This is a genomic window from Mycobacterium kyorinense, from assembly GCF_001672775.1.
GTDB lineage: Bacteria > Actinomycetota > Actinomycetes > Mycobacteriales > Mycobacteriaceae > Mycobacterium > Mycobacterium kyorinense_A.
This window is the reverse complement of sequence record NZ_LZKJ01000200.1, coordinates 39,299-54,957: the sequence shown is the minus strand read 5'-3', so window position 1 is coordinate 54,957 and position 15,659 is coordinate 39,299. Positions and strand designations below refer to the sequence as shown.

At 66.1% G+C, this 15,659-nt stretch carries 17 protein-coding genes; 7 read left to right on the top strand and 10 right to left on the bottom strand.

Annotated features, from left to right (window positions below):
- Positions 1 to 20: 20 nt before the first annotated feature.
- The 4 genes from A5707_RS21960 to A5707_RS21945 form a co-directional block, all read right to left on the bottom strand.
- The gene (locus A5707_RS21960; RefSeq protein ID WP_065016541.1) at positions 21 to 1,862 is read right to left on the bottom strand and encodes an AMP-dependent synthetase/ligase; all 1,842 of its coding nucleotides are present in this window, start codon (positions 1,860 to 1,862) and stop codon (positions 21 to 23) included.
- Positions 1,859 to 2,080 (bottom strand): hypothetical protein, encoded by a 222-nt coding sequence (locus tag A5707_RS21955; protein ID WP_331713174.1) that lies wholly within the window; start codon positions 2,078 to 2,080, stop codon positions 1,859 to 1,861. The genes A5707_RS21960 and A5707_RS21955 overlap by 4 nt, the downstream gene beginning before the upstream one ends.
- Before the next feature lie 433 nt (positions 2,081 to 2,513).
- Positions 2,514 to 2,777: a hypothetical protein gene (locus A5707_RS21950; protein WP_065016540.1), complete on the bottom strand. Its 264-nt coding sequence runs from the start codon at positions 2,775 to 2,777 to the stop codon at positions 2,514 to 2,516.
- 217 nt (positions 2,778 to 2,994) lie between these two features.
- Positions 2,995 to 3,438 carry an SRPBCC family protein gene (locus A5707_RS21945; protein WP_065016539.1) on the bottom strand — a complete coding sequence of 148 codons (444 nt, stop codon included), beginning with the start codon at positions 3,436 to 3,438 and terminating at the stop codon, positions 2,995 to 2,997.
- A gap of 212 nt (positions 3,439 to 3,650) precedes the next feature.
- Here A5707_RS21945 and A5707_RS23575 point away from each other — a divergent pair, with 212 nt between their 5' ends.
- The 3 genes from A5707_RS23575 (at position 3,651) to A5707_RS21930 (ending at position 6,748) form a co-directional block, all read left to right on the top strand.
- Positions 3,651 to 4,172, top strand: a complete 522-nt coding sequence (locus tag A5707_RS23575) for a GNAT family N-acetyltransferase (RefSeq protein WP_082969619.1) — start codon at positions 3,651 to 3,653, stop codon at positions 4,170 to 4,172.
- 70 nt (positions 4,173 to 4,242) lie between these two features.
- Positions 4,243 to 5,706, top strand: a complete 1,464-nt coding sequence (locus A5707_RS21935; RefSeq protein ID WP_065016537.1) for an amidase — start codon at positions 4,243 to 4,245, stop codon at positions 5,704 to 5,706.
- A gap of 85 nt (positions 5,707 to 5,791) precedes the next feature.
- The gene (locus A5707_RS21930; protein ID WP_065016536.1) at positions 5,792 to 6,748 is read left to right on the top strand and encodes an alpha/beta fold hydrolase; all 957 of its coding nucleotides are present in this window, start codon (positions 5,792 to 5,794) and stop codon (positions 6,746 to 6,748) included.
- Here the strand turns inward: A5707_RS21930 and A5707_RS21925 are convergent.
- The 3 genes from A5707_RS21925 to A5707_RS21915 form a co-directional block, all read right to left on the bottom strand.
- Entirely contained in the window at positions 6,716 to 8,101 is a 1,386-nt protein-coding gene (locus tag A5707_RS21925) for a flavin monoamine oxidase family protein (RefSeq protein WP_269455161.1), read from the bottom strand. The genes A5707_RS21930 and A5707_RS21925 overlap by 33 nt on opposite strands.
- Positions 8,102 to 8,171: 70 nt before the next feature.
- Positions 8,172 to 9,287 carry a hypothetical protein gene (locus tag A5707_RS21920; RefSeq protein ID WP_065016534.1) on the bottom strand — a complete coding sequence of 372 codons (1,116 nt, stop codon included), beginning with the start codon at positions 9,285 to 9,287 and terminating at the stop codon, positions 8,172 to 8,174.
- Positions 9,287 to 10,420 carry a phosphotransferase family protein gene (locus tag A5707_RS21915; protein WP_065016533.1) on the bottom strand — a complete coding sequence of 378 codons (1,134 nt, stop codon included), beginning with the start codon at positions 10,418 to 10,420 and terminating at the stop codon, positions 9,287 to 9,289. The genes A5707_RS21920 and A5707_RS21915 overlap by 1 nt, the downstream gene beginning before the upstream one ends.
- Before the next feature lie 37 nt (positions 10,421 to 10,457).
- Here A5707_RS21915 and A5707_RS21910 point away from each other — a divergent pair, with 37 nt between their 5' ends.
- Genes A5707_RS21910 through A5707_RS21900 form a run of 3 tightly spaced genes read left to right on the top strand, consistent with a single transcriptional unit; the run spans position 10,458 to position 12,612 of the window.
- The gene (locus tag A5707_RS21910; RefSeq protein WP_065016532.1) at positions 10,458 to 11,060 is read left to right on the top strand and encodes a TetR/AcrR family transcriptional regulator; all 603 of its coding nucleotides are present in this window, start codon (positions 10,458 to 10,460) and stop codon (positions 11,058 to 11,060) included.
- Positions 11,061 to 11,065: 5 nt separating this feature from the next.
- Complete coding sequence (locus A5707_RS21905; RefSeq protein ID WP_065016531.1) at positions 11,066 to 11,746, top strand: PIG-L deacetylase family protein; 681 nt, start codon at positions 11,066 to 11,068, stop codon at positions 11,744 to 11,746.
- The gene (locus tag A5707_RS21900; RefSeq protein ID WP_065016530.1) at positions 11,743 to 12,612 is read left to right on the top strand and encodes an SDR family NAD(P)-dependent oxidoreductase; all 870 of its coding nucleotides are present in this window, start codon (positions 11,743 to 11,745) and stop codon (positions 12,610 to 12,612) included. Before A5707_RS21905 ends, A5707_RS21900 begins: the two co-directional genes overlap by 4 nt.
- Here the strand turns inward: A5707_RS21900 and A5707_RS21895 are convergent.
- The 3 genes from A5707_RS21895 to A5707_RS21885 are packed head-to-tail and all read right to left on the bottom strand — an operon-like array spanning position 12,609 to position 14,949.
- Positions 12,609 to 13,232 carry a class I SAM-dependent methyltransferase gene (locus A5707_RS21895; RefSeq protein WP_197495401.1) on the bottom strand — a complete coding sequence of 208 codons (624 nt, stop codon included), beginning with the start codon at positions 13,230 to 13,232 and terminating at the stop codon, positions 12,609 to 12,611. The two genes, A5707_RS21900 and A5707_RS21895, sit on opposite strands and share 4 nt — an antisense overlap.
- The gene (locus tag A5707_RS21890) at positions 13,219 to 13,614 is read right to left on the bottom strand and encodes a hypothetical protein (protein ID WP_065016528.1); all 396 of its coding nucleotides are present in this window, start codon (positions 13,612 to 13,614) and stop codon (positions 13,219 to 13,221) included. Before A5707_RS21890 ends, A5707_RS21895 begins: the two co-directional genes overlap by 14 nt.
- A gap of 9 nt (positions 13,615 to 13,623) precedes the next feature.
- Positions 13,624 to 14,949, bottom strand: a complete 1,326-nt coding sequence (locus tag A5707_RS21885) for an aminotransferase class I/II-fold pyridoxal phosphate-dependent enzyme (RefSeq protein ID WP_065016527.1) — start codon at positions 14,947 to 14,949, stop codon at positions 13,624 to 13,626.
- Between the two features lie 40 nt (positions 14,950 to 14,989).
- Here A5707_RS21885 and A5707_RS21880 point away from each other — a divergent pair, with 40 nt between their 5' ends.
- The gene (locus A5707_RS21880; protein ID WP_065016526.1) at positions 14,990 to 15,655 is read left to right on the top strand and encodes a pyridoxamine 5'-phosphate oxidase family protein; all 666 of its coding nucleotides are present in this window, start codon (positions 14,990 to 14,992) and stop codon (positions 15,653 to 15,655) included.
- Positions 15,656 to 15,659 lie beyond the last annotated feature (4 nt).

The following is a 15,659-nucleotide window of genomic DNA, read 5'->3' as shown; positions in this document are numbered from 1 at the left end:
AATCTGTTCATCCCGCCAACTCATTCCTTGTAGAGAGCCGACAATTGCTCCGCGAACTTATCGACGACAACCTTGCGGCGTAGCTTCATGCTCGGTGTCAACTCGCCGGATTCGATAGAGAGTTCCCGATCGATGATCGTGAATCTTTTGATCTGCTCCCAGCGGTTCAATTCCTGGTTCAGCGCGTCGACGTATTCCGTGATCAGCGTCCGCGTCTGCTGATCATGTGCAATCTCGTTGAAGGCCTTATCCGCCAGCCCATGCTTGCCGGCCCACTGGGTGATCGCCTCGCTATCGAGGCCGACCAGCGCCACACAATATGGTTTGCCCTCTCCATAGATGATCAGCTCAGCCACATACGGGCAGAGACCCTTGAATCTCGCCGCAATCGCCGATGGCGCAACGTATTTGCCCTGCGAAGTCTTGAACATGTCCTTCTTGCGGTCGGTGACCCGCAGAAACCCGTCAACGTCGATTTCACCGATGTCGCCGGTATGCAGCCAACCGTCTTGGTCTAGCGCTGCGGCGGTGGCATCAGGCAGGTCGTGATAGCCGTGCATCACACCGGGGCCCCTCAGCATGATCTCGCCGTCGTCGGCGATCTCGACCTCGGTTGCCGGGAACGGCCAGCCAACCGTGCCGAACCGGTAGGCGTGCGGACGGTTGATAAACGACGCGGCCGCGGTCTCGGTAAGCCCATACCCTTCGAGCACGACGATCCCGACGGTATCGAACCACTGCGCGACGTCGCGATCCAAAGCTGCGGCCGCGGAGACGAAAAACCGCAGCCGGCCGCCGAACCGCTCCCGGATGGTGGAGAGCACCAGCCAGTCCGCCAACTTATAAGCCAGCGACGACGGTAACGACGGCTTACTGCCCGCTTGCCGCGCCGCCGACACCTTCAATCCGGCCCGGAGTGCCCAATCGTAGAGCCTTTTCGTGAGCCCGCCCTGCTCGGCGATCATCTGCTCGACGTGAGCATGCGCCTTTTCGAAGATGCGCGGCGCAGCCCCCATGATGGTGGGACGTTGGGTCGCGAGGTTGTCGACAATCCTCTCGACGCGACCGTCGATCGCGGTGGGAAACCCGATCTGGAGCGGCAGCGCCAGCATCACCTTGCCGAATGCGTGAGCCAAAGGTAGCCAAAGGAAATTCAGGTCGTCGGGACCGAGGATCCCGAGCGCGTCGATGGCGGCGGCGGTGTAGGTCCACGCGCTGTGCGTCAGCCGCACACCCTTAGGCCGTCCAGTGGTGCCCGACGTGTAAATGAGGCTCGCAAGGTGACCGGGACCTACGGTTGCGGTGCGCTGCTCCACCGCGTTGGGGGCGTTGGTGAGTAATTGCATACCCAGCTGCTCCAGTTCACCGAGAGTGATCACCCAGTCGCCGTCACCTTGACCGTCGATGATCACGACTTTGTCTACTTCCGGCAGATCGGCGCGGTGCTGGAGCAGCTTGTCCAGTTGCGTCTGGTCCTCGGCGGCCACGACCCGGCTGCCGGAGTTCGCGACGATGTATGCGACATCGGCGGGGATTGTCGTCGGATACACGGTGGTGGTCGCCGCGCCTGCGCACATCACGGCGAAGTCGACGAGAACCCACTCGTAGCGTGTCGATGATGCCAGCGCGACCCGGTCCTCGGGTGCGATCCCCAGCGAGATCAGCCCAGCGGCGAGGTGGCGAACCCGTTCGCCGACCTGCTGCCAGGTAACGCTTTCCCAGCCGTGGTTATGGGGATACCGGAAAGCTTCCGCCTCCGGGGTGGCGGCGATGCGGTCGAGGAACAACCGTGCTACCGACGGTGCCCGCTTTTCGATCTTGGCAACGTCGGGATTCTCAGCAGCGGCGAGCAGGGTCTTCATGCCCGGGTGGCAACAGTGACGTCGATGGACAAATGCGTGCCGATGGCGTGGGCGGTCGCCCAGTCGCCGGTTTGCACCGCGTATGCAAAGTCGTCAGCCAGCGGGCTGTGGACACCCAACTCCGCCAACCACCCCGACACGATGGTCGCGATCTGATCTCCTGACACCCGAGCTTTTCGGCCTTCATGCAGGCAATCGGTCAGCTGATAGATCGTCATGGCTCGCATCTCCTGCGGCGAGTTGTGATGTGGCCACCGCCATCCGAAGTAGTGAGCTTCAGTGACGAATGGACCTACCGAGGGGCACGGGGCGCCAGACGAGTGAGTTCCGATCAAGCGGGCCAGGTTGGTTGCCGAATTCATCATGGCCTCCTCAATGAGCCTTACCGCATGATCAGACCACTGCCACTGGTCAGGCTGTAGGGCCAAGAGCACCGACTCAAAAGGGCTTCCGCCGCGCGCCGAACGTGCCGAAGTGCTACCCCTCGGTAGGCCTTTCGTCCCTTAGAACTGCGGCGACATCTCCTCTTCACCTTTTGAAGTCGAACTCTGACACGGCTAGATTCAGCTCATGCTAGCCCTGAACCAGTGATGTCTGCTGTCGACGTTGAGTCGCCGGCTTTCGTGCAAAACTACTGGCGCACCGGTCGGTTCACTCCTTGCTCAGCGCCTGGCCGACGCTTCGCACCACGCTGCGGAAGAATTCGATCTGGTCGGTCGCCAGCTCTTCAGCCAAGTCGAGGCTTGCCTCGACAACAGTCTTCCGCCGCGACTGATCTTCGACTGCCGAAGTCACCTCATCGATGAACTTTCGCACGGCGTCGATGGCGTTCTTCCGTCCTGTCTCGATCGATTCGAGCACGTCGTCAGACAGCTCCGCCCACCGCGGTTCGGCCTTTTGTGATGTCGATGTCATGGAAACCTCCCGTGTACTTGCCGGTATGTTCTCGGCTTTGCGGCTCGAACGCATTTCCGGCGTTTGACCTGACTTGTTGACGCTATGGCTCCAAACGGTCGCCGTGCGAGTGACTAAAGTCCTTCGTCACCAAGTCATTTGACATCGTTTGAGCTACGTTGGGTTAAGCACACCGCCGGGTTTCCGGAGCCACTCCTGGGTGACACGCGAAGGCTTACTAGCCGCACTGTTTGACCGCCAGCACTCGCTTTCGCAGGCCTTCGGTCGCAGTCTTCATCAGGCTTTCTGCGCCTTTTCTGATGAGAAGCCCCGGCAGCGGCACCACCGGGTCAATGGTGAGCTCGAAGCGGACCCGGGTCGAATTCCCCTCGGGACTAAGCGTGTAGCGGCCTTCCTGCGCGCGTTGCTGTTTGGCGCTGACGAGTGTCCAGCTCACTCCGTTGTCTTGCACGGTGTAAGCCAGCACTTGCTCATCGCTGACACCCACGACTCGCACGACTTGCCGAGACATGCTCGGGCGGCCCTGATCGTCCCGCTCGAGTATTTGCACTTTCTTGTGAGCCGGGGACCACTCGGTGAGTGACTCGAGGTCGAACAACACGGCCATGATTTCGTCGGGCGTTGCCGCGATAAGCACCTCGCGTGTCTCAGTGATAGCCATACCGAGAACATACTTAACGCCGTACGTTCCGGAGGCTGCATTGTTCGTCGGGCGCCAGCTTGTTATACACCATCGCGATCCGAAAGTTGCACGCACTCAAGCGGCTACGTATCGAGGAGCATACGAGCGCGGGGACCAATGACGTATGAAACCGGGTCTAAAGCCCCTGCCGATCGAGTTAGACGGGCAATAGCGTGGGCCCAGGAGGGATAATGACTACTCAGGCGGTGGAATCTGGTACGGACGTCGAGTTGCTCGACGGCCGCCATGTGCGGTTGCGTCGTCTCTGTGCCAACGACGCCCAAGCCGTATTAGCGCTCCACCAAAACCTCACCGAGCGTGATCGTCTCTTCCGTTTCTTCACCCTTCATCCGGCTCATCTGGATGAGCTCGTCAGGCAACTGACCGAGCAAGGAGATAAACAAACCGCGATCGGCGCGTTTGAAGGTGGCCACCTGATCGGAGTGGCAAGCTATGCGGTCTCCGACGATCCCAACGCGGCTGATGTAGCGATAGCCGTAGCTCATGAAGATCACTTGCACGGCGTAGGTACAGCCCTACTCAAATACCTTGCCCATCTCGCTCGCTCCCACGGCATTCGACAGTTTCTCGCTGATGTCATGGCCGAGAACTACCGCATGCTTCAGGTTCTGTCCTACTTCGGCTGGCCGCGTCGGCGACTGGATGCGGGATCAGTCCTTCACCTGGAGATTGATTTGCCGGAGGACGTCTAATACGGCGGCCCCCGGGGCCGTTCTCATTGTCAAGAAATGCCGACGGCCGCTCGTGGTACAACCTTGAGCCATGACTGGCCTTGCTGACGAGACGCGATGGATGGACGCCACCGACCAGGCGGCGCTGGTGGCAAAAGGGGAAGTCACGCCGTCCGAGCTGCTGGAAGCGGCGATCGAGCGGATCGAGCAGTCCAACCCGGTGTTGAACGCCGTGGTCATCGAGTGGTTCGACCATGCCCGTTCGCTGGCCGCCGATCCCAACCTGCCCAATGGTCCATTTCGCGGCGTCCCATTTCTGCTCAAGGACCTCTACACCAGCTTCGCCGGCCAGACCCTGTCGAACGGAAGCGTCGCGCTCAAAGCCGCAGGCAGAATCGACACCGCCGACACGACTCTGGTCGCCCGGTTCAAGGCGGCCGGGCTTGTCATCGCCGGGCGGACGAATACCCCGGAGATGGGCAGCTTGCCGACCACGCAACCGCTGGCGTGGGGCGCGACCCGCAACCCGTGGGCGCTTGACCGCACCCCGGGCGGGTCGAGTGGCGGGGCGGCCGCGGCGGTGGCGGCCGGCATGGTTCCGTTCGCCAACGCCTCGGACGGCGGCGGCAGCATCCGCATCCCCGCGTCCTGCTGCGGGCTGGTGGGGCTGAAACCGAGCCAGGGACGGATCACGGTCGGGCCGCTGCGCGCCGAGGTGGGGCTGGGCGTCGAACTGTGCGTCAGCCGCACGGTGCGCGACACCGCGCGGCTGCTTGATGCGGTGCGCGGCCCCGGTGTCGGCGATACCGTGATCGCGCCGGCGCCGCAGCGGCCCTATGCCGACGAGCTCGGTGCCGACCCTGGCCGGCTGCGCATCGGACTGCTCGACGTCCATCCGCGCGGCGACTTCTTGCACGAGGACTGTGTTTCGGCGGTGCGCGCCGCGGCGTCGATGCTGGAGGGCATGGGGCACACCGTCGAGCCGGCCTGGCCGGGGTGTCTGGCAGATACTACGTTGGTCGACAAGTTCATGGCACTGTGGGCGACGCAAATGGCGATGGCCACGAGGGGTTTCGGCGAGATGCTCGGGCGCGAAATGACCAAAGACGACATCGAGCCGGTGAACTGGGTGCTCGTCGAGCAGGCTCAGCGGTTGACCGCCGTGGACTACGCGGCCGCGCAAGCCGCGGGCTGGGCGTTTCGGCGTGACCTGCAGCAGTGGTGGGCCGACGGCTGGGACTTGTTGCTCACCCCGACGTTAGCCGAGCCGCCGCTACCACTGACGGAATTCGAGGATGACCCCGAGCAGCCGACGGCGCCGATGCGCCGCGCCGGGCGGTTCGCGGCGTTCACGCCGCCGTTCAATATGAGCGGCCAGCCGGCGATCAGCCTCCCGCTGCACCGCAATGCCGAGGGTCTGCCGATCGGCGTCCAGCTCGCCGCCGCTTACGGTCGGGAGGACGTGCTGATTCGCGTTGCCTCCCAACTGGAGTCGGCCCACCCGTGGTTGTCTCAGCACCCGGCGGCGCATTGGCGATCCGACGGTCTTCGATGAAGTGCAGGCTGACCGCCGTCAATCGGCCTAGACTCGACGCATCGACGCATGCGGCTGGGAGGGCGCATCCGGAGGGGAGGCGGCGATGAGTTCTCAGCAAGCACACCGCAGATCTGCCCCGATACCACTTGAATTGCCGCCAAGCCGGATAGTGCCGGTGCGCGCCCCGGACGGCACCTGCCTGCATACCGAGGTCTTCGGACCCGAGGACGGCTATCCGATCGTGTTGGCGCACGGCATCACGTGCGCGATCCGGGTATGGGCCTACCAGATCGCGGATTTGGCCACCGATTACCGCGTCATTGCCTTCGACCACCGCGGCCACGGCCGCAGCGGTCTGCCCCCGCGCGGCAATTACCGGCTCCAGCACCTGGCCTCCGACGTCGACGCCGTACTCGAGGCCACCCTTGCCCCAGGGGAGCACGCCGTCATCGCCGGCCACTCGATGGGCGGAATTGCGATCGCCGCTTGGTCGGAGCGCTATCGCCACAAGGTCCCGCACCGCGCCGACGCCGTCGCGCTGATCAACACGACCACCGGAGATCTGCTGCGCGAGGTGAAGCTGCTGCCGGTGCCGGCGCCGTTCGCAGCGGTCCGGGTGTTGGGCGGGCGCGCACTGGTCAACATCTTCGGTTCGTTCACGGTGCCGCCCGCGGTACGGCGCGCAACCCGCGAAATGATTTCGCTGCTGGCAGTCGGCGCCGACGCCGACCCCGACATCGGGGACCTCATCTACGAGCTGTTCGACGCCACCTCACCGGCGGGACGCGGCGGCTGCGGCAGGGCGCTGGTCGACGCGCTGGGGTCGCGGCACATCAGCTTGTCCGGTCTGACGGTGCCCACGCTGGTCATCGGCAGCGAACGCGATCGGCTTACGCCGCTGAGCCAGTCCCGCCGGATCGCGGCGGCCGCGCCGAACCTGGTCGGGCTCGTCGTGCTGCCCGGTGGTCACTGCGCGATGCTCGAACGCCCCACCGAAGTCAACCGCCAGCTGCGCGAACTGGTGGAATCAGTCGCCGGCGCGCGGCGCATCAGCTCGTAGCCGGCCGGCAACCTCGGCGGCCGCACGCTGGCCGGATCGCACCGCCCCGTCCAGGAACCCGGTCCACTCATCGGAGGTCTCGGTGCCTGCCCAGTGAACCGGCCCGACCGGGCGGCGCAACCACGGCCCGTAACGGGTCCACGATCCCGGCGGCACCGCAGCCGTCGGCCCACCGGCCGCAAATTCTTCTGCGCCCCAACGGTGATCGACATAGTCGAGTGGCTTGAGGGCATCGTCACCGAACAGCGAGGCGAAGCAGTCCAACGCGCGCTGGCGACGCTGCTCTGCAGGTAACGCGTCGAAGCTGCGGGCGTCGACGAATCCCAGCAGGATGCCCGGCCCGTCTGGCTGCGGGCTCACGTCGAACGTGATGAACACCGGGCCCTCGTCGGACAGCGCTTCGCCTGAGCACCCGGCGTCCCGCCAGAACGGAGTGGGGTAGGCGGCGTAGGCCTTGGACAGTCGGCCCTGCGGCCAACAGGTAGCCAGCCGCTGGTATTCGGCCGGCAGCGCAGGAGTGAACTCGATGCTCGCCCGATGCTCCGGAGGGATCGCCACGACCACGAATCTGGCTTCGGCCCTTCCGTTTTCGCTGGCAATACGCGCCGCGCCGTCCCGGTGCTCGATACTGCGCACCGCGGCGCCCAGCACCACCCGGTCGCCGAGTTCGACGGCCATCGCGTCGGCGATCTGCTGAGTGCCGGCCAAGAAGCGGTCCTGCTGCGCACCGTCGTGCACGTCGAGCAGCCGATCCAGGCCACCGGCCGCCCGCACATATCGGGCGGCGTGCAGCATCGACACGTCGTCGGGTTCGCAGCCCCAGGTGACCCGGGCCATGATCGCCAGCAGGTCGCGGGCGGTGGCGCCGGCACGCACTGACTGCAGCCAGCCGCCCAGCGACTGTTCGTCCAACCGCGACGCTCGCCGCGCGGTCCACGGTTCGGCCAGCGGCACGCGCCGGGCAATGCGCTCGAATTGCCAACGCACCCGGCCGATGTCGAGCAGTCCGCCCAGCGACAACCTCGGGATCGTGCCGGAATACGAGCGGGTCTCGCCGCGCCACCGGATCAGGTTGGCGCCATCGGCAAAGGTCGGGATGGTGTCGATGCCGAGTTCGGCGGCCAGCTTCAACACCGCGTCCTGGGTCGGGCCGACGAACGTACCGCCCAGATCGACCGGGATGCCGGCGACATGCCCGGTGTAGGAGCGCCCGCCCACCCGGTCGCGGCCCTCGAGGACCACCACGTCGTGCCCGAGTTGCCTCAGCTCACGGGCTGCGGTGAGTCCGGCGAAACCGGCCCCGATTACGACAACGTCGGCGGTCCAGTCCATGCCTCTCAGTGAACCGTCCAACGTCGACTTGTTGCGCCCAAACGCCCGAAATATCCCAACAAGTCGACGTTCGCGCCGGTCAGGGCGCCGGTCAGGGCGCCACTGTCAGCCAGTCGGCGAACCCCGACGGGTCATGTCGACCCAGCGCGCCGTGCTCGTAGAGCCCCCAGCCCTCCACCGGCTCGGCGTCGCCGTCGCGGCACACCGCCCGGCCGACGTGGTCGATGACCCCGAATCCGGCGCGCGCGACGATGGCCGGGTCGGTCATGTCGTAGGTCAGCCGCTCGGTGAACTTCTCGCCCTTCCACATGCCGTGCAGCCAGTCCGAATCGCCGCCGTAGCCGCCGCCGACGTGGATGGGCACCGCCAGCTTGGACTCCACCTCGAAGCGCACCGGGGTGCCGTCCGGCCTGGACGCCTCGATCGTGGCGCCGGTCGGGATGCGGGTACCCGACCGGTAATGAATTTTGACCCGCGGCCAGCCCAACTGTTCGACGCGGCCGTCGCGCCAGACTCGCGTGCAGTCGTTGAGTGACCGGAACCCGTTGGGCTCCTCCTGAATGATCAGCACGATCGCGAAGTCGTCGAACGCGATCGGCACGTAGAGCCACCACATGCCCTCGAAGGGCGGATCGGCCGGACGTCCCGCTGGTTCGGCCTCACCGATCGGGCGGATACCCCACGAGCGGTCCCGGCTACCGATCCAGGTCGATGGGTCGACGGCGATTTCCTCCCCGTCGAGCACGATTCGCCCGCTCCACGAGCCCAGCTGGGCGAAGCGCTGCGCGTTCAGCGTCACCCGGTTACCCGATCGCAAAATGTGCGGCTGCTCCTGGACGGGGTCGAACAACCCCTCCCAGGCCAGGTCGACGGCAATACCCTCGGTTTCCTCCAGGATCACCCGGAGCTTGCGCAGCGGTTCGCTGACCTCGACTCGGTAGCGGCCCACGTGCTGGTTGAGCCGGTCCTGGTCGATGGCGTCCGACAGGTGCACCGCGGTTTGGGTGTCGCCGCGGCGGATCAGCACGAACGCGTCCTTGACTCCGAGGTTGGGGTAGTAGCCGATGCCGGTGATCAAAAAGATGTCGCCGGTGCGGTCGTGGGCGTTGAGGTAGGACCGGTCGTAGAAGTTGCGGTCCGACGAGCCCGGCCAGGCGATCGGCTGCGGGATCTGGTGTACCGGAAACTCGTCGAGCGGTCCGAGCATCAGTCTTCTCCTATAAGTCTTTTCATCAATCCGGCGTGGTAGAACAGCGACTCGACATCGTCGGGTTTCTCCACTTCGCCGAAATGCACCCGCCGCGCGCCGGTGCGCATGAACACACAGGCCCACATCACGCCCGAATACACGTAAAACCAGTGCAGGTCCCCGAGTTCGACACCGGCCAGGCGCCGATAGCAGGCGCTGACGTCATCCTCGCGCATCACCTCCGGCAGCCCGGGCAGCGTTGCCAGACCGGCGAGCTCTTCAAAGACCATGTGCGCGAAGATCATCCATGCCACGTCGAGTTCACGCGGCCCCAGCGTCACCATCTCCCAGTCCAGCACCGCCACCGGTGTGAAATCGCGGTAGAGCACGTTGCCGATCCGGGCGTCGCCCCAACACAGCACCGGCTCAGCGGCGGCCGCCTGCTGCGGCCAATGCGCCTCCAGCCAGTCGAAGCTGCGCTCCAGCAAGGGGGAGCGGCCGATATCCGGAACGGCGAAGTCGTACCAGGACCGCACCCACTCGAAGTGCCGGCGCAGTGCCGTGTCGCCGGATCGGCCCTCGTCGAGAAACCCGAAGACCTTCTGCGGGTTCGGAATTGAGTGCAACTTAGCCAGCACTTCGACGGTGGTGTCCTGCAGTTCGCGTCGGCGTTCAGCGGGAGCGTCAGCGAACCAGTTGTTGCCGAAGGTGTAGGGCATCAAGTCGGGCGGCACCACACCCTCGACATGGTCCATCAGGAAGAACGGCTTGCCCAGGACATCGCCGGTGGTCTCGATCCAGCGCACCAACGGGACCGGCACGTCGGTGAGTTCGCCGACCAGGCGCATCACCTCGAATTGATGATCCAGTCGGTACGACGGGAACACCGGCACGTCCTCGGCAGTGGGCGCCACCCGCGCTACCCAGCGCTGCTCGACCGCAGCTCCGTGGTCGTCCCAGCGTCCGGTCAGGATGAGAGTCTCGGAGGACATCCCGTTGGCGTCGATGCCGCTTTCCACGGTCACCTGCGGGGTGACGCCACCGGGCATCACCGTCGAGAGCCATTGCGACATCACCGCCGGCACGGTGGTGACGTCGCGGCTGGACCGTTGCAGACGGCCGATGTCGCTGACAGCGGGTTGGTTGGCCACAATCGCCTCCGGCAATTACGATACGGTGGGTAGCGTTATGAAAGCAGACCTGACTTCGGTTGACAAGTCGCCGGGCGCCGGGCGGCCCCGGGACCCGCGCATCGACGCTGCCATATTGGCGGCGACGGCGGAACTGCTTGTGCAAATCGGCTATTCGAACCTCACGTTGGCTGCCGTCGCCGACCGCGCCGGGACCACCAAGACCGCGCTGTACCGCCGTTGGTCGAGCAAGGCCGAGTTGGTGCACGAGGCGGCGTTTCCGGTGGCGCCCACCGCTTTGGTGAGCCCGGCCGGTGATATGGCCGCCGACGTGCGGGCGATGATCGCTGCCGCGCGCGACGTGTTCACCAGCCCAGTGGTGCGGGCGGCACTGCCCGGACTGGTGGCCGACATGACCGCCGACTCCGAACTCAACGCCAGGGTGATGTCGCGGTTCGCGAATCTGTTCAGCGCTGTGCGGGTGCGGTTGCGGGAGGCCGTCGAACGCGGCGAGGTCCACCCGGACGTGCACCCAGACCGGTTGGTCGAACTGATCGGGGGAGCGACGTTGTTGCGGTTGCTGTTGCGTCCCGACGAGGACCTCGACGACGCCTGGGTGGATCAGACCACTGCGATCGTCGTGCACGGCGTGATCGCATAACGATCGTGGCGGCACTGCAGGCATTCCCCAGTGACTGGCGCAGCGCGCTGGTCTTGGTTCCGCACCCCGACGACCCCGAATACGGCATCGCGGCTGCGGTGGCGAAGTGGACGGCCCAGGGTAAGTCGGTCCGCTACGCGTTGGCCTGTCGTGGCGAAGCCGGCATTGCGGGCATGCCCCCCGAGCAAGCCGGGCCGGTCCGGGAAGCCGAGCAGCGCCGGTCGGCGGCCATTGTCGGCGTCGACGATGTTGATTTTTGGGACTTCCCCGACGGCAACATCCGCGATACCGACGAGCTGCGGGCGAAGATCGCGTCAGCCATCAACGACACCAAACCCGACGTGGTGGTGACGATTTACGGTGGGCCGCAATGGGCGCCGGAAATGCCCAACCAACGCGACCACATCGAGTTCGCAGCCGCGGTCAGCGCAGCCTACGATGCCCTGCCCGATCCGCCGCGCTGGTTGTTTCAGAACGGGCCAGACGGTACTCACGTCGAGGTGGTGGACGGCTATATCGCCGTCGCCGTCGCCGCGCTCGCGGCCCACACGGCCTACCTCTCGGTGCTGGACCCGCAGACACCGGTTATCGAGCAGGCCCGCCGGCAGGTCGACTTGGCAGTACCGACGCGGCCAGACTGCGGCGGGCGGATGGTGCAATTCATCGTGGAGAGGGGCAGTCGATGACAGGACGACTCGACGGTCGCGCGGCGATTGTCACCGGCGCCAGCCGCGGATTGGGCCGCGCGATCGCGCTGGCGCTCGCGGCCGAAGGCGCCGCCGTGGCCGTTGTCGGTCGCACCGAACAGGTTTGGGACGACCGACTGCCCGGCACCATCGGACAGACCGTCGCCGACATCGAGTCAGCCGGCGGGCGCGCCATTGCGATCCGCGCCGACCTGCTCGACCGCGACGACATCGACCGGTTGGTCAGCGAGACACGAGACGCCTTGGGCCCCATCACCATACTGGTCAACAATGCGGCGTTCACCGCGCCCGGCCGCCCGCCTAAGCCCGACGCTCCGGCCAAGCCAGCCAAACCGGCTAGAACGCCGTCAGGCGCGGCCAAACCGGGCTGGCCGCCGCTGCTGGGCACGCCGCTGGCCGCATACCGGCGACACTTCGAGATTTCGGTGTTCGCTGCCTACGAGCTGATCCAACTGGTGTGCCCCGACATGGTCGCCGCCCGTTTCGGGTCGATCATCAACATCACCTCGGTAGCGGCGCGGCTACCCGGCGACGGGCCCTACGCCGACCGCAGCGGTGGCGTGCTGCCCGGCTACGGCGGATCCAAAGCGGCGCTCGAGCACCTGACGTGGTGTGCCGCGTTCGATCTGCAGAGCCACAACATCGCGGTGAACGCGCTCTCGCCGTCCAAAGCCATACTGACGCCAGGACTTTCGTACTACACCCGCGAGTTCGACGAGGTCGCGACGGCGGAAGAATTCGCGCGGGCCGCAGTGAAATTGGCGCTAGTGGACGCGAGCGCTGTCACCGGCCGCACGATCGGTCATCTGCAGGTGCTCGACGGCAGCTTCCGGGCGTACGGCTAATCGGGTTTGGCGGCGGTCACCGCGTTGATGATCACCGCGTGCAGCCGATGCCAGCGCGGAGAGCAAAACCCGGCCTGCAGTAAAAGTCGAGTGGCGCGGCCGCGGGTACGCGCTTTGCCGCGGCGGGTGGTGATCAGAGTCGGCGCCAGCCAGCGGGAGAACTGGTCGACGAGCACCAAGCGGCCGCCAGGGCGCAGCGCCCGGAAGCATTCGGTCAGCCCTGCTTGCTGATCGGACCAATGGTCAAACGACGTCGTGCTCACGATCAGGTCGAACGCTGCGTCAGGGTAGTCGAGGTGTTCGGCCACCCCGACCGAGAAAGACACTCGGTTTTCGCGTGCTAAAGCGGTTGCGGTACTGATCATTTGCGACGCGGCATCGATGCCGGCCAGCTGCTGTGCGCCGGGATAGCGGGCGGCGAGTACGCCAAGCAGATACCCTGTCCCGCATCCGACGTCGAGCACTTGGTTGGGGGCTGCGACGGTCGCGACCGCCAACTCTGCGGTGCGATCGGCGATCGCGTGATGCAGCCTGCCGCGCCACCCGCGGTCGTATCCGGACGCGCGGTTCTCGAATGCCTCGACGTCTCGGTGCGGCGGCACAGCGTCAGTGTGCCTCATCCGCGCGGACACTGCTGCGCAGCGCGACCGCGAGCAGGATGGTGCCGAGCGCCAGGCCGGCGAACTCGAGCCATCCGACCAGCCGGCCGTCGGCATGGCCGGTGTCGACGATGTGGCTCAGCGAATGCAGTACCCAATGCGCCACCGCGAACGCCAAAGCCGGGACTCGCCAACTCGGCCACCGCAGTGCGGCGAGTAGCAGCAGACCCAACGGCAGCTCGAACGATGCCGTGTCGAAGATGTAGTGGTTGTTGCGCGGCCCGAACGCGCCCAGAGTGTCGAAGAAGGTGCCCGGGGCGAACAGCATGAACAAGCCGAGAAGTGTCGAATACAGTCCGAATCCGATCAGAACGGCGGCAACGAAGCGTGAGCGTGTCGTCATAGTGCGACCCTAGACGCTGGCGCGTCCCAAAGCATGTACCGCCTCGGCGACGGCGTCGGCCAGCGGATCGATCTCGGCGGCAACAAGATTCGAGACAGTAATCCGTATCCCCGGCGGGGAGCCGATTCTGAATCTCGTTCCCGGGGCGGTCGCCCAGCCGGCAGCGAGTAGCCGGGTGATCGCGACGGTTTCGTCGGGCACCGGAATCCAGACGTTGAGGCCGGATTCACCGTGGGAATCCACGCCACGCTCGGCCAGCGCCGACTGCAGCGTCGCGCGGTTGCGGCGGTACATGTCTTGGGCCTTGTGTACCAGCTGAATTGCCGCCTTGTCGCGCCACAAGCTGACCGCGAGGTCTTGCAGAAGATAGCTGACCCAGCCGGGCCCCAGCCGCAACCGGCCGTGTACCCGTTCGACCGTCCGGCGGTCCCCGGCCAGAACTGCCAGCCGCAAGTCCGGTCCGTACGCCTTGGATGCCGACCGCACGAAGGCCCAATGGCGCGTCGACCCGGCCAGGGCATGCAGCGCGGCGCCGGCGATACCGGCGCAGTGGTCGTCTTCCACCAGCAACAAGTCGTCGGCACGGTCGGCAATCACCCGCCGCAACTCCGCGGCCCGCTGCGCAGAGATCGCCGCGCCGGTCGGATTCTGGGCCCGAGTGGTGACCACCACGGCCCGCACGCCGCGGCGCAGCGCGTCGGCAACATCGGAGACCAGCGGCCCGTCGTCGTCGACGCGCAGCGGCTCGACCGAAAATCCCATGACAGCAAGGAGATCCAATAGATTCGCCCAGCCCGGGTCTTCGACTGCCACTCGATCGCCGGGCCGCAGGTGTGCTGCGAGAACTCGTTCGATGCCGTCGAGCGCGCCGGCTGTCACCGCGACGTACTCGGCCGGCACGCCCTCGTCGCGCAACGACACCTGCACGTATTCGGTCAACTCGGGCGACATCGCGGGCTCGCCATACAGCAGCGGCGCGCGTCGTTGCCGTAGAGGCTGGGCATGGGCGATCGGCAGCAACGCAGGATCGGGGTTGCCCGTCGACAGATCGCGCACGCCTTCGGGGATCGCCAGCCCGCGCAGGGATCGCGGTGTGGTGGCGGGGCGTTCGCGCACTCGGGTGCCTCGCCGTCCCGCGGTCTCGACTGCACCGCGGTCACGCAGCAGGCGGTAGGCGGCCGCAACGGTGTTGGCGTTCACGCTGAGCTGTGCGGCGAGTTGCCGGATCGGTGGCAGCTCGGCGCCGGGGGACAGCGCGCCCGTGGAGATGGCTTCCTCGACGCTGGTCGCTATTGCCTCGGCGCCCGACCCGCGAATGGTGTATCGTACTGGCACATATAACAGTATGCACTAGTACAAACACCTGCGGAGCGAAATGGACTCGCCGTCGACCTACGCGCCCACTGCGCGGAGCACGCCCAGCCGGTATCGGGAACGCGCCCACTACGAGCGCGCCACCGTCCACCGCATCCTCGACGAGGCCCTGATCTGTCACGTCGGTTACCTCCGCGACGGCCGCCCGGTGGTCCTGCCGACGACGCACGCCCGGGTCGGCGAGGTGCTGTATTTGCATGGTTCCACCGGCAGCGGTCCGATGCTGGCGGCCTCATCGGAGGGTCTGCCGGTCTGCGTCACGACCACCCTGGTCGACGGCCTGGTGCTGGCCCGCTCCGCGTTGCACCACTCGATGAAGTACCGGTCGGTCATCGTGCACGGCACCGCGCGCCTTGTCCGGGACCGACAGGAAAAGCTGCGCGCGTTGGATGCCTTGCTTGACCACGTGGCGGCCGGTCGCGCCGCTGACAGTCGGCCGCCCAACGCACGCGAGCTGGCCGCAACCGCCGTCCTGGCGATGGACTTGCTCGAGGTTTCGGCCAAAATACGCGACGGCGGGCCGGTCGACGACCCCGAAGACCTGGCGCTGCCGCACTGGGCCGGCGTGTTGCCGCTGGCCGTGACCGCCGGGGCACCCGTCCCGGCCGAAGGCCTCGACCCGGCAATTCCGCTGCCGCCGTACCTGGCGTCCTACCGACGAGGCTGACCGG